The 12,400-nt window shown below is 61.0% G+C and carries 17 protein-coding genes and 1 pseudogene; 7 read left to right on the top strand and 11 right to left on the bottom strand.

Annotation, left to right across the window (positions count from 1 at the left end; translation table 11 throughout):
- The first annotated feature begins 21 nt into the window (after positions 1–21).
- On the top strand, positions 22–1,020 hold the full coding sequence (locus tag BR24_RS09455) for a Ppx/GppA phosphatase family protein (protein WP_496541246.1): 999 nt from the start codon (positions 22–24) through the stop codon (positions 1,018–1,020).
- Here BR24_RS09455 and lepB read toward each other — a convergent pair.
- The 10 genes from lepB to BR24_RS09405 form a co-directional block, all read right to left on the bottom strand.
- Complete coding sequence (gene lepB, locus BR24_RS09450; RefSeq protein WP_496541245.1) at positions 1,008–1,805, bottom strand: signal peptidase I; 798 nt, start codon at positions 1,803–1,805, stop codon at positions 1,008–1,010. The two genes, BR24_RS09455 and lepB, sit on opposite strands and share 13 nt — an antisense overlap.
- The gene (locus BR24_RS09445) at positions 1,802–2,584 is read right to left on the bottom strand and encodes a M48 family metallopeptidase (protein ID WP_496541244.1); all 783 of its coding nucleotides are present in this window, start codon (positions 2,582–2,584) and stop codon (positions 1,802–1,804) included. Before BR24_RS09445 ends, lepB begins: the two co-directional genes overlap by 4 nt.
- Before the next feature lie 25 nt (positions 2,585–2,609).
- Complete coding sequence (locus BR24_RS09440; protein WP_496541243.1) at positions 2,610–3,080, bottom strand: YbjQ family protein; 471 nt, start codon at positions 3,078–3,080, stop codon at positions 2,610–2,612.
- The gene (locus BR24_RS09435) at positions 3,073–3,393 is read right to left on the bottom strand and encodes a YbjQ family protein (protein ID WP_018123201.1); all 321 of its coding nucleotides are present in this window, start codon (positions 3,391–3,393) and stop codon (positions 3,073–3,075) included. Before BR24_RS09435 ends, BR24_RS09440 begins: the two co-directional genes overlap by 8 nt.
- Before the next feature lie 69 nt (positions 3,394–3,462).
- A complete protein-coding gene (locus tag BR24_RS09430) occupies positions 3,463–4,476 on the bottom strand; it encodes a glycosyltransferase (protein ID WP_496541242.1) in 1,014 nt (337 codons plus the stop codon).
- A gap of 6 nt (positions 4,477–4,482) precedes the next feature.
- Positions 4,483–5,649 carry a pyridoxal phosphate-dependent aminotransferase gene (locus BR24_RS09425; protein ID WP_496541241.1) on the bottom strand — a complete coding sequence of 389 codons (1,167 nt, stop codon included), beginning with the start codon at positions 5,647–5,649 and terminating at the stop codon, positions 4,483–4,485.
- A gap of 75 nt (positions 5,650–5,724) precedes the next feature.
- On the bottom strand, positions 5,725–6,156 hold the full coding sequence (locus tag BR24_RS09420) for an FKBP-type peptidyl-prolyl cis-trans isomerase (protein ID WP_496541240.1): 432 nt from the start codon (positions 6,154–6,156) through the stop codon (positions 5,725–5,727).
- A 33-nt stretch (positions 6,157–6,189) separates the two neighbouring features.
- Positions 6,190–7,179, bottom strand: coding sequence for a tryptophan--tRNA ligase (gene trpS, locus BR24_RS09415; protein ID WP_496541239.1), 990 nt, complete (start codon positions 7,177–7,179; stop codon positions 6,190–6,192).
- A 25-nt stretch (positions 7,180–7,204) separates the two neighbouring features.
- Positions 7,205–7,867: a site-2 protease family protein gene (locus BR24_RS09410; protein WP_496541238.1), complete on the bottom strand. Its 663-nt coding sequence runs from the start codon at positions 7,865–7,867 to the stop codon at positions 7,205–7,207.
- A gap of 122 nt (positions 7,868–7,989) precedes the next feature.
- Entirely contained in the window at positions 7,990–8,367 is a 378-nt protein-coding gene (locus BR24_RS09405) for a response regulator (RefSeq protein WP_496541237.1), read from the bottom strand.
- 209 nt (positions 8,368–8,576) lie between these two features.
- Here BR24_RS09405 and BR24_RS09400 point away from each other — a divergent pair, with 209 nt between their 5' ends.
- Both BR24_RS09400 and BR24_RS09395 read left to right on the top strand, forming a co-directional pair.
- Positions 8,577–8,774, top strand: a complete 198-nt coding sequence (locus tag BR24_RS09400) for a ubiquitin family protein (RefSeq protein ID WP_496541236.1) — start codon at positions 8,577–8,579, stop codon at positions 8,772–8,774.
- A gap of 10 nt (positions 8,775–8,784) precedes the next feature.
- Positions 8,785–9,702: a TIGR00269 family protein gene (locus BR24_RS09395; RefSeq protein WP_496541235.1), complete on the top strand. Its 918-nt coding sequence runs from the start codon at positions 8,785–8,787 to the stop codon at positions 9,700–9,702.
- Between the two features lie 83 nt (positions 9,703–9,785).
- Here BR24_RS09395 and BR24_RS09390 read toward each other — a convergent pair whose 3' ends face one another.
- The gene (locus tag BR24_RS09390) at positions 9,786–10,475 is read right to left on the bottom strand and encodes a hypothetical protein (protein WP_496541234.1); all 690 of its coding nucleotides are present in this window, start codon (positions 10,473–10,475) and stop codon (positions 9,786–9,788) included.
- 71 nt (positions 10,476–10,546) lie between these two features.
- On the opposite strand from BR24_RS09390, the gene BR24_RS09385 reads away from it, so the two are divergent.
- The 4 genes and pseudogenes from BR24_RS09385 (at position 10,547) to BR24_RS09370 (ending at position 12,378) form a co-directional block, all read left to right on the top strand.
- Positions 10,547–10,849, top strand: a complete 303-nt coding sequence (locus tag BR24_RS09385) for a late competence development ComFB family protein (RefSeq protein WP_496541233.1) — start codon at positions 10,547–10,549, stop codon at positions 10,847–10,849.
- Positions 10,850–10,924: 75 nt separating this feature from the next.
- Positions 10,925–11,068 (top strand): hypothetical protein, encoded by a 144-nt coding sequence (locus BR24_RS09380; protein WP_496541232.1) that lies wholly within the window; start codon positions 10,925–10,927, stop codon positions 11,066–11,068.
- Positions 11,069–11,080: 12 nt separating this feature from the next.
- Positions 11,081–11,434, top strand: a pseudogene (locus BR24_RS09375) (hypothetical protein); the annotation flags it as partial.
- A gap of 119 nt (positions 11,435–11,553) precedes the next feature.
- Positions 11,554–12,378 carry a nitroreductase family protein gene (locus tag BR24_RS09370; protein ID WP_496541231.1) on the top strand — a complete coding sequence of 275 codons (825 nt, stop codon included), beginning with the start codon at positions 11,554–11,556 and terminating at the stop codon, positions 12,376–12,378.
- Positions 12,379–12,400 lie beyond the last annotated feature (22 nt).

The following is a 12,400-nucleotide window of genomic DNA, read 5'->3' as shown; positions in this document are numbered from 1 at the left end:
CCTTCGGGCTACTGTTTCGGTATGCGTCATATTCTGATCATCGCCGCCCTTCTCATCGCCGCAGCCACGCTTTGGCTTCACGGCGGCTCCGACTTCGAACGCCGGGCCGCCATGGATATTGGCTCCGGCTCCATCAAATGCGTTGTCGCGGATGTGGACGAGGGTTCCCACATCATCAGGCGAATCGTGAAACGACTTCACATCAAGGCGGACTTCTCCGACAATATCGCTCCCCAGACAGGCAACCGCATCCCCCCGGCCATGATGGCCGAAGGTATCAGCCACATCCGTTTTCTTCAGGCACAGGCCCGCAGTCTCGGGGCCGAGGCCATGTCTGCCGTGGCGACGGAGGCCTTCCGCAATGCCGAAAACGGGCATGCGTACATCAAGCGGCTTTCGCTGCAAACGGGAATCCCCGCTCGGATAATAGACGAACAAGAGGAAGCGATCATAGGCGTTCGCTCCGCGCTGAACGAGCTCGGCAACCCGCAGGGCCCGCTGGCGGTCTGGGACATAGGCGGAGGCAGCACGCAGATAACGCTCAGACACAGGGCGAGAACCTATTACCACACGGACCGCACGGCCTCGGTCTCCTTCAAGAATGACATCATCTACGACATTCAGAGCAGAATATCGCACACGCCGAACCCCATAAGCGAAAGGGACTATCGGCAGGCGCTTCAGATAGCGCGGGACAAGGCCGCCGAGCTGCCCGAGCACATGCGGAACGTCATCGGCAACGGGGAGTGCATGATCGTCGGCATCGGCCCGGTCCATTCATTGAGCGTGCTCGGACAGCTTGGGGGAAAGAACCCGTACAACCGGATCGATCTTCAAAAGGCCATCAATCAGCGGCTCGGTCTGACGGACTGGGAGCTCGGAGGGGGCTTCGCGCCCACCGACCTGTCCAACCTCATCCTCGTGCTGGGCTACATGCAGGAACTGGAAATTTCGGAAGTGAACGTACTGAAGGTTTCGCTGGCGGAAGGACTGCTGCTTTCGCCTGCCTACTGGAACTGACCGAGCGTCCTGCCCGTGCGACCGTCCTGCGCCCAGTAAAGATACAGCGCGCGATATTGGACGTCCTCCCTGCCCACCGGACCGAAATAGCGGGAATCCCATGACCGGGCGGAGTTGTCTCCGAGCATGAACACCTCTCCCTTTTCAAGCACCAGCCCCTTCCGAGAGGGTCCGTGAAGCGTCTTTGCCCCCTTGGGTTCGTGCCCGGAATTGACAGGGACATCATTCACGTAGACCAGCCCTCTTTCGACCCGCACCCTGTCTCCGGCCACGGCCGCCACGCGCTTGACGAAGTAGACGCCGTCGGGCCGCAGAAAAACTGCCACCTCTCCCCTGTGCAGCGGGTCCTGCGGGTCGATTTTTTCCGCCATGAACCGATCCCCCGGACGCAGGGCGGGCGTCATGGAGGGAGTGGGCACCACAAAGGCCTCGTACTGCTGCGGCAGCGCCGACATCGCGTAGGTCAGCCCGATGGAGAGAACAATGAACGCGGGGTAGACCCAGCCGCGCCGCGGATGCGGAATGAGCGGGCCGTTCCGGATGACCCTGAAGGCGGCCTCGGCCGCGAAAACCGCATGATAAACGAGCATCATGGCAACGGCGGCCACGAGTCCGGCAAACGTACCCATCAGGCTGTAGCCGATCATGCCCGGCAGGACCTGCGCTGCGCAGACTCCGAAACCGAAAGCGCTCCTGCCGGTATAGACCTGCCCCAGTCCCGGCAGGATCATCCCGAGGACCAGCGCTTTCCACCAGCGGCAGGGCTTCGTTCCGAAGCGGCTCACAGCGATTTGTCTCCCTGGCGAGGGAGGATGAGCGGTGTTTCGGAGCCCATGACATAGCCCATGTCTTCCGAGTGCTCCTGCATCAGCCGTATCCGTCGCTCGTCGTGGGGGTGCGTGGAGGAGTAGGTGGCCCAGGCCTTTTGGGAACGCTCACGCTGCATGATGCGGAAAAACTCGTCGTACCCGCCCACATGGCCGTAGAGCTTCTGAACCGTGTCCATGCCCTCCCGGTCCGCGCGCTCCTCCTGACCGCGCGAGAAGGCCAGCTCGGAGAGCTCCGCCGGGTCGCTGAAAACCTGCTCCGAACCGAACCCCACAGCCTCGGCCACCACCTGATAGGCCATGGCCCTCCCGAGCCCGCGAAGAGCATCCCGGTTGCGGACATGGGCCATCTCGTGCCCGAGAACGAAAGCCAGACCATTTTCCGACTGCAACCGGGACAGCAGGCCGGTATTCAGCAGCACGGTCCCGTCCGGGAGTGCAAAGGCGTTTACCTTCTCGGAAGGGACCACCCGCACGCGAATCCGCGGCGCACTCGGGTCGGCCTCCGCGAGCCTGTCCGCCAGTCGCTGCACGGACTTTTCAAGCGGGGTCATTTTTGCGGCGCTCGGAATCCTTATCCAATCCATACGCTTGGTTACGGATCGAACTGTGGAATCAGGAAGCAAGGGGACCACGGCGTCGACGGCAAAGCCGATGCAGAAATAAAGCGCCGCCACAAGTGCGGCTGCGGCTGCGAAAACCTTGAGCGCACTCAGAAGGGGTGAGCCTTTGCTCACGTTGGGGTTGTCGGAAAACCCGTATTCACCCCGCACGGTCTTCCTCCAGATAGACGGCGGTTCCCCAAGCGATGGCCTCGACACCGCTGAAACGGCTCAAGCCGTAGCTGATGGGCGTGTGTTCCACCCGGACGTTCACGATGGCCGAGGCTCCCTCGGCAGACTCCTTCATGCGCAGCACCGCCTCGCGGCGGGCGCGATCCAGCGCGGCCTCGTATTCGCGCATGGTGCCGCCGAGCAGGCTGTGCAACAGCCCCACGAACCAGCGGAAGAATTCCACCGAAATGACCGCTTCGCCGCATACCAGCCGGGACTGACGGATGCGCGCCTTCGGATCGAGTTTCTTGCCTGAATTGAGATGATGAATCCCGGCGGTTGCCAGCTCGCGACGCAGAATGGACGCATAATGGCGACGCTCGATGATCATGCCTGTCAGGAACGTGCCCAGCAGCATCACCAGAAGGGGCAGGTATTCATCGAGCAGATGCTCAAGCATCCACAACCTCCACGGCGGTACCGTAAACATACAGTTCCGAGGACCCAAGCGAGACGGTGGAAGTGGCGAAGCGCACATTCACCACGGCGTTGGCGCCGAGGCGCTCGGCCTGCTCTTCCATGCGCTTGAGCGCCTGTTGGCGGGTGTCTCCGATGAGTTTGCTGTACCCCTTCAGCTCACCGCCGAAGAAACCTTTGATCCACTGCCAGAGGTCTATGAGAAAAAACCGGGCGCGAACCGTGCTGCCGGTCACCATGCCGTGGTGCCGAACGATGCGCTTGCCGGGGATGGTCTCCACGTTGCTCAGAAGCATGCGCTCCTCCAGATAATTTCTGATTGAATATCGTAAGTCCTTACAGGGGGATCAACAGACTGTCAAAGACTAGGCAGCGGGCAGCCAGTCGCGCCCCATGACGAGCCCGCGCGCTTCGAGAAACGCGGTGATTTCCTCACGCGCGCCGCGGCTGCCCACGTAGGAAAGCAGAAAGCCTTCACCCGCTTCGGGGACGTTGTCGCGGTTTCGCACCGGAACGCCGTGCACCACATGCCCGATCTTGTTGGGGTCAACATCGTAGTAGGCGGCAAAGGTGATGCCGTGCTCCAGAAGCATATCGGCACGCTTGCGCGTAGTGCGCCCGGAACCAAGGATGTGCACTTCCGGATGATGCGGATTATGCCGCTCCAGCCAGCGGGCGAGATAGCCGCTCTTCACCCGGTAGAACGCCTCCACCGCGTACCGCTCGTGGTTTCGCGAGATGCGGTCCGGCGGGTCGTTCCAGACGAGCAGTTCCGCATCCACCTTGGCAGCGCGGACACCGGATTCCAGCCAGCGCAGCAGCAGATCGTAATCCTCCGGGAAATCGCCCTCCCGGTACGGGCCGTGACGCTCAACGCATTCCCGCCTGTACATGATGGACGGGTTCGGCACCGGAAATTCCACAAAACGGTTGAGGCTGATGGCCTCGTGCTCGAGCAGTGTATTGGTCCAGTCCACGTAATGGGCATACCCGGCGCAGGATTTCCGGCACCCGCCGAATCGGATGCGGCACCCGGCAAGTCCGATGTCCGGACGCGAGTCAAGCAAAGCGGCTTGTGCCGCCAGACGTTCCGGCAATGCCTCATCATCGGCATCCATGCGCGCGATGTATGGCGCCCGGGCCTCGGCGATGGCTGTATTCGCGGCCTTGATCACCCCGCCGTGCCCGATGGAAATCGGCCGCACACGAGCGTCGCGACGGGCGTATTCGTCGAGGATGGTCCGGGTCGCGTCCGTGGAGCCGTCGTCCACGGCGAGAATCTCGAAATCCTCAAGCGTCTGGGACAGCAGGGAATCGAGCGTGCGGGCCAGCGTAGGCTCGCAGTTGTAGCACGGCAGCGTGACCGAAACTCTGGGCATGGGCGGCTAGAATTCCTTGAGGTAGCGTTCCAGACGGTCCATGCCTTCGCGGATGTTCTCCAGCGAATTGGCGTAGGAGAAACGGATGTACCCTTCCGCACCGGGACCGAAATCGACGCCGGGCGTCACACCCACGGCGGCCTTTTCGAGAATGTCGTACGCCAGCTTGAGGGAGCTGCCGTCGAACCGTTCGGCGTATTTGCGAAAATCCACGAGAATGTAGAACGCGCCGGTGGGCGGATTCGGTATGGACAGCCCCATGCCCTCCAATCGCGAGAGCATGTAGCGGCGGCGGTCGTCGTAGACGGCCTTCATGCGCTCCACGTCCTCACCCGCTTCGCGAAGGGCGGCCACTCCGGCCCACTGCGCCATGGAGTTGGCGGAAATGAAGAAATTCTGACAGGCGATCTGCAACGGACGCACAAAGGATTCCGGGGCGATGAGATAGCCCAGCCGCCAGCCGGTCATGGCGTAAAGTTTCGAGAACCCGTTGAAGACGAAGGCTTCGTCCGAATACTCCAGCACCGAGTGCTCACGACCCTCGTAAACCAGCCCGTGGTAGATTTCGTCGGAGACGAGGTGCAGACCTTTTTCATCGGCCAGCTCGGCCAGCGCCTTCATACGCTCGGGGGAAAGCAGCGTGCCGGTGGGGTTGGCCGGCGAGTTGATCAGGATGGCCCGCGTCCGCTCGTTGACCGCCTCACGCACGGCAGCCACTCGGTACTGCCAGCCGTCCTGCTCCGTGACCGGAACCGGATTGACCTCGCCGCCCGCGAACCGGATGAAATTGTGATAGCAGGCATAGCACGGGTCCGAGGCGATGACCTCCTGCCCCTGCCTGAGAATGGCGGAAAAGAGCACGAACATGGCTGGCGAGGTGCCCTGCGTGATGATGATGCGGCCGGGGTCCACCTCGACGCCGTAACGTTGGCGATAGTCGTCGGAGATGGCTTCGCGCAGTTCGCGGATGCCGAGGCTGTGGGTGTAGTGCGTATGACCGTCGTCGAGGGCGGCGCAGGCGGCCTTTTTGATGCTTGCCGGCGTGTCGAAGTCCGGCTCGCCGATCTCAAGATGAACGACGTTCGTGCCTTCGCGCTCCATGCGCTGGGCCTTTTCAAGCACTTCCATGACCATGAACGGCTTCATCTGCGCGATTCTCTCGGATACGGGCATCACACTCCTCCCCTGATGCGTTCAAGAAAACGGCCCCGCCGAAGCGGGGCCGAGAACTGTCTGACGAGTCTGAAGCTAGGACACTTCGACCAGCTCGATTTCGAACTGAAGCGTCTGATCGGCCAGCGGATGGTTGCCGTCGAGGGTGACGGTCTCTTCCGCCACTTCGCTGACGCGGACGTAAGCGGCCTGACCGGATTCGGTGGCCACTTCCAGCATCATGCCTTCTTCGGGAGCGATGTTCGGGGGCAGCTGCTCGCGGCGCACCTCGAAGATGAGTTCAGGGCGGGTGGAACCGTAGCCTTCTTCCGGCGGGATTTCGATGCTGGCGGTTTCGCCGGCCTGCATGCCGACAAGCGCTTTCTCGAAACCGGCGATGACCATGCCCTCACCGAGAACAAACTCCAGGGGCTCCCGTCCTTCGCTGCTGTCGAACACCTCGCCGGTGTCCTTGTACTTGCCTGTGTAATTGACCTTAACCTTGCTGCCTTCGTTAGCGACGGACATAAAGCCCTTCCTTCGGTTCGGGTTGCGGATTCGCTAAAAGTCGAAACCGATTATTTCACGCACCTGCTGCATGGTATCCTGTGCATAGGCGCGGGCCTTCTTGTTGCCCTCGTTCAGGATGTCGGCGAGCGTGTCCTCGTCGAGGCTCTTGCGCCGCTCCTGAATGGGGGCGAGGAATTTTTCGAGCGACTCCAGCAGCAGCTTCTTGCAGTCCACGCAGCCCCAGCTGGCGTCCCGGCAGCCCGCCTCGATCTCCGGCAGGCGCGCGGGATCGGTCATAAGCTTGTGGTACGGGAACAGGTTGCAGATGGACGGGTCGCCCGGGTCGGCCTTGCGCTTGCGGTTCTCGTCCGTAAGCATGCCGCGGACCTTGGGCACGATGGTGTCCATGTCCTCGGACAGGCCGATGGCGTTGCCGTAGCTTTTGGACATCTTGCGTCCGTCCAGCCCCGGCAGCTTGGCCTCCTCGGTGAGCAGGTCTTTGGGCTCGGGGAAAAAGTCCCTGCCGAAAATATGATTGAAACGTCTCGCGATCTCGCGGTTGAGCTCGAGGTGCGGCAGCTGATCCTTGCCCACGGGCACGGCGTCCGGCAGATACATCAGGATGTCCGCTGCCTGCAGCACGGGGTAGCCGAGGAAGCCGTGGGTGTGGATGTCCTTGTTGGTGAGCTGCTCGCGCTGTTCCTTCCAGGTGGGGTTGCGCTCCAGCCAGCCAAGCGGCGTGACCATGGAGAGGATCAGGAACAGCTCGGCGTGTTCCTTGATCATGGACTGCTGAAAGACCACGCACTTCTCGGGGTCGATGCCCGCGGCCAGCCAGTCCTGCACCAGACCGGGCACGAAGCCCTTGATCCTGGAGGAGTCGGCGTATTCGCTGGTAAGGGCGTGCCAGTCGGCCACGAAGAAATAGCAGTTGTAATCATCCTGCAGGTTGATCCAGTTGGCGATGACGCCGAAGTAGTGACCGAGGTGCAGGGGGCCGGTGGGTCTCATGCCGGAGAGAATGCGTTTCTTTTCGCTCATGGGGAGTATCTTGTGGTTGAATCGGTTAGAGGGGAACACCAAGCAGCGCGGCTCCGAATCGGACCGGCGGGAACAGGAACGTGCCCAACACGCTGAAGCCGAGGATGTCGCCCAGAATGAACAGGCCGAGGATTACGAAAATGCCGTAGCGTCCGAAACGCTCGTACTGATACGCAAGTCGCTGCGGGAGAAAGTACTGCACGATGCCCGAGCCGTCCAGCGGCGGAACGGGCAGCAGGTTGAACACGCCCAGAATCAGGTTCACCATCACCCCGGCCTGGCAGATGAGCAGCAGCGGCACCAGCACCTTGACGGCCATCCCTTCCGGGTCGGAGACCGTGCTGCTGCTGATGAGGTGAAACCCTGCGGCGAAGATCGCGGCCAGAATGAAATTCGCGCCGGGGCCGGCAAGCGATACCAACGCCATGCCCGCTCGGGGATTCCTGAAATACCTCGGATCCACCGGCACGGGCTTGGCCCAGCCTATTTTGATGAGGAAGAACACGACGGTCCCGATCGGGTCCAGGTGTTTGAGAGGGTTGAGCGTCAGTCGTCCCGCCCTCTTGGCCGTTGGGTCGCCCAGCCTGTAGGCGACGAATCCGTGAGCGAGCTCGTGCAGCGTGAGCGCCGCCAGCAGGGGCACGGCGAGCACGGCTATCTCCCGGATGGTGCTGGATATGTCGAACATGAAGAGCGGCTACCACAGCAACCCCCGGCAGGCAAGGAGATTCATCTCCGGCAGGGCACGCAAAGGCGCGGCGGCAGGCCGGAAACGACCTGCCGCCGCGTGAAAAAAGGCATCTGAAGAAATCAACCGGCAACGCTGGCCTTGCTCACGGCCATTCGCACCTTGTCCTTCAACTCGGTGAGGTCAACGGACTTCACCACATAGTAGTCCGCGGCGATGGACTTGATGTCGTGTTGATAGGAGTCGTAGGCGGTGGACAGGATCACCGGCAGCGTCTGGCTCTCGGCGCGGATTTCCTGAAGAAGATCCAGCCCCGAACGGTTCACGCCGAGCTTGATGTCCAGAATGACGATATCCGGCTTCTCCCTGTGTATGACGTCGAGGATGTCTTCCTCGCCGTCGGAAGTCGCCACCTGGAACCCTTCGGCTTCAAGCTCCTCCCGATAAAGCATGCGAATATGCTTTTCATCGTCGACGACGAGTATCTTGTGTTGATCCATTAGTCCTCCAGAGGGTTTTCAGTCATGGCTCAATGTAAGGGAAAATTCTTTTTTCGGTCAACACCTGTTCATCAAATACCGGAGGATTCTAACCCCCCACCGCGTTTGACCGCATTTCCGCACGAGACATATCCTTGCGAACCATGGCGTCTGCGGCTACAAGAGCCTGCCCCGCCGGGAGAGGAAATTCCTGCGGGAAAGGAGACAACATGATCACCGTTCAAGTCGAACCCGACGGAAAAACCGTCGAGATGCACAAGGTACGCACCGTGATCGCCATGCTCAACCGCCTCGGGCTCAGGCACACCATGGCCCTGATCATCCGCGACGGCGAGCTGCTCACGCCAGACGAAAGACTGCTGCACGGCGACCATCTGCTCGTGCGCAAAGTAACCAGCGCAGGATAGGAGGTTTGCCATGAAATGCAAGCGCTGCAAGGCAAAAGCCGTCGTATCCCTTCCGAGCCACAACACGGCCTTCTGCAAGGACTGCTACCCGCTGTTCTTCACCCGGCAGGTTGAGACCGCCATCCGCAGGCAGAAGATGTTCACCCATGAAGAGCGCATCCTTGTGGCCCTCTCGGGCGGCAAGGACTCGCTGGCGCTGATGCTGGAGCTTTCCCTCCAGGGCTACGACGTCACCGGACTGCACATCGATCTGGGCATCCCGCGCAGCTCGGAAAAGGCCCGCGCCAAGGTCGAGGCGTTCTGCGAACTGCACGGCCTCAAGCTGCAGGTGCTCGAGGTTGCCGGTGAAGGACTGCCCATCCCGGCGATCAAAAAACACATCAACCGCCCGGTCTGCTCTGTCTGCGGCAAGATCAAGCGTCATTATTTCAACAGGATCGCCCGCGAGGGCGGCTACGACGCGCTGGCCACGGGTCACAACCTCGACGACGAGGCGGCCCGCCTCTTTGCCAACACCCTGCGCTGGGACGCGGGCTACCTTTCGGATCAGGGCCCCACACTCCCCGCCGAGGAAGGCTTCGTGCGCAAGGTCAAGCCGCTCTACCGCCTGAGCGAATTCGAAACCGCCAACTATGCATTCCTCAAGGGCATCGAGATTCACTCCGATCCCTGCCCATACTCCGGCGGCGCCAGCTTCACCAACCACAAGCATCTCCTCGGCGAACTGGAATACAAGAGCCCCGGAAGCAAATTCTCCTTTTACGAGGGATTCCTCAAGAAAGGCCGCCCCGCGTTCGCCATGCTGAACAAGGAAGAAGGCGACGAAGTCACCCCCTGCGGCGAATGCGGCTCCCCCACTTCGCTGGATCTGTGTGGCGTCTGCCGCATCAGGACGGCGCTCAGGGAAAAGATGGCCGAGGCCGAATAGGTTCTATCGCACACGAAGCGCAAAAGCGCGGCTCCGATCTTTCGGGGCCGCGCTTTTTTTGACGAAAATCCGGGTGCGCCGGGTCAGACCTTCATGTTCAGCGCACGCATGTAGCTGTTCTGGGCGTCGAACATGATACCCTGAATCCCGGTGAACATGTCGCTGCCGCCGTTCTGCTGCATCCAGAAGGCCATGCTCTGGGTGTTGAGTTTCTGACGCAGCTGCTGCGGACTCATGCGGTTCTGGCTGAGTTGCTCCACCTCATACAGATCCATAATGGTATTGAACTGTTTCACCCGATCGGGATTATCCGCGAAGTAGGCCTCGATCTTGTCCTTGTCGGGATGGTCGTTGCCCACCACAACCTGCTGGGTGGACTCGTCGTAGATAAGCTGGAACTTCGAGTCCACGTCAACACCGAGCTCCTTGAGTTCGGCGCGGATTTCGCTGTCGAACTGCTCCTCCACCTGCTTGCGGTAACCGCTTATCTCCTCGAAGGACATGCGGCCGAAAGCATCCTTGGGCATGTCCCTGAGAAGCTCCGCCACCCTGTTGGCCACTGACGAGCTGTCGGAACCTTTCTGGTTTTCATCGGATTTGCTTGCGCTGTCGCCAGACTTGGGCGCGGCCTGAGCCTCATCCTGCTTCTGCGATGAAAAGGTATAGGCGTTGGTGCTGTAGCTGCCGAGCGCATTGCTCACATAAGGCGTCATGACCCAGTCCTCCTGCGTGTCGTTTTGATGACGATCCGCTGCAAGGCATGCATCGGACATGCCAAAACCTTAAACGCTTGTGCATCTCCTTAATCATGCGTTACAATGACCGCAAAAAGCGAGGAGTCCGCATGACAACACCCCACGATTTCCCTCCGGTGAACGGCGTGGACCTTTCCGGCATCCGCAACCGCAACGAAAAACGCGTGGCGACGCTCATGCCCGGCCTTCTGGAAGAGGAAGCTCCGGGCCACGAGTTCGATCCGCTGGACCTTCAGGACATCTACGCGCTGACCCTGAACCTGCTGCCGCCCCGCTACAGCCAGCGCGGAAGCATCGTCATCTCCAACAAACTGCCTGACGAAGAAATCCGCCAACAGATGCGCGAGGCGGTGAAGCGGGTGCTGGCCAATCCGACGCGCGGAAGCGACTAGAGGGGCCTTTCCTCGTCCCTTCCTGTTTGTCCCGACGCTCAATCCCTGTTAATGAGGTAGGAAAAGGAGGCAACCATGACCACTCTCGGAAGCCATCTGGAGACCGGGAGCCCCCTTCCGGCCGTCACATGGCAAATGCTGGACGGCACCAGCCTCAACCCCGCCCTCGACCTGAAGAGTAGATGGAGCGTCATCTGCATCCTGCGGGGGCACTGGTGACCTTACTGCCGTCAGCAGGCTGCTGAATTCGAGAGACTGGCCGGGGAGTTCCGTGAGGCCGGTGTCAGGCTGTGCCTTGCCAGTGTGGACGATGCGGAGAAGACCCGTGAGATGGTCGAACGCGTCGGACTGAGCATACCGGTAGCCTACGGCCTCGACGCCGAGGAGACCTCGCGCACCTTCGGCTGTCACTACGATCACAAGGACGGGTACATCCACGCCACGGGTCTGGTGGCGGATGACAAGGGCAAGCTGGTGGTCGGCTGCTATTCAACCGGAGCCATTGGTCGGCTGCGCGCCGAAAACACCCTGTCCATGATCCGCTACATCAAGACCAAAAACGCGTCCCACCTGCCGGACGACTGATCGACGCTTTGATCACCGAAACCATACGAGGGCACCCGAGGGTGCCCTCTTCACTTTTCCCGTCACCATGCTAAACTCTGTACCAAACATCGAAACGGCAAAACCCGGAGGGATACACTATGCTGCAATTCTCGGTTGATCAGGAAAAATGTACTCAATGCGGCGAGTGCGCCGCAGACTGCCCGCGCTCCATCATCGAACTCGAGCCCGAATTTCCGCGCATCAAGGACGGTGGCGAAGAAGAATGTATCCGCTGCCAGCACTGTCTGGCGATCTGCGAGCCCGGCGCGCTTTCCATTCTGGGGACTTCGCCGGAAGACTGCCTGCCCCTTGATGATGCACTGCCCACACCGGAGCAGATGGAAACGCTGGTGCGCGGCCGCCGCTCCACCCGCCGCTACAAGAAGGAAAACGTGGACCCCGAAACCGTGGAATGGCTCATGGACATGCTGGCGCACGCCCCCACCGGCGTGAACAACCGCCGCCTGCTCTTCACGCTGGTTGACGACGCCGACACCATGGACAATATCCGCGAGGAAGCGTTCGAAGGGATTCGCAAGGCAGTGCAATCAGGCAACCTTCCCGAACGGTATGCGCCTTTCGAGCAGTTCATCGGGGCTTGGGAGCAGGGCATCGACGTGCCGTTCCGGGGCGCTCCGCACATGATCATCGCGTCTTCTCCCGAGGACTCCCCCTGTCCGGAGGCAGACCCGTTCATCGCCCTGAGCTACTTCGAGCTCTGCGCGACTTCGAAGGGCGTGGGGACCGTCTGGTGCGGGCTGGGCAAATACGCCCTGTTCGACATCGTGCCGGAGCTCGGCCGCAAGCTCGGCGTACCCGAGGACCATAAATCTGTCTACGTGATGCTCTTCGGAAACCCGGCCCTCAAATATCACCGGACGGTCAGCCGCGACAATACGGCGGTCAACCGGGTCCGGTATTAAAATGAAAGGCCGGGGGCTTTCC

It is taken from the genome of Pseudodesulfovibrio halophilus DSM 5663 (assembly GCF_059568665.1).
Note: the sequence above shows the minus strand (reverse complement) of the source record. Positions and strands in the feature narration are given on the sequence as shown.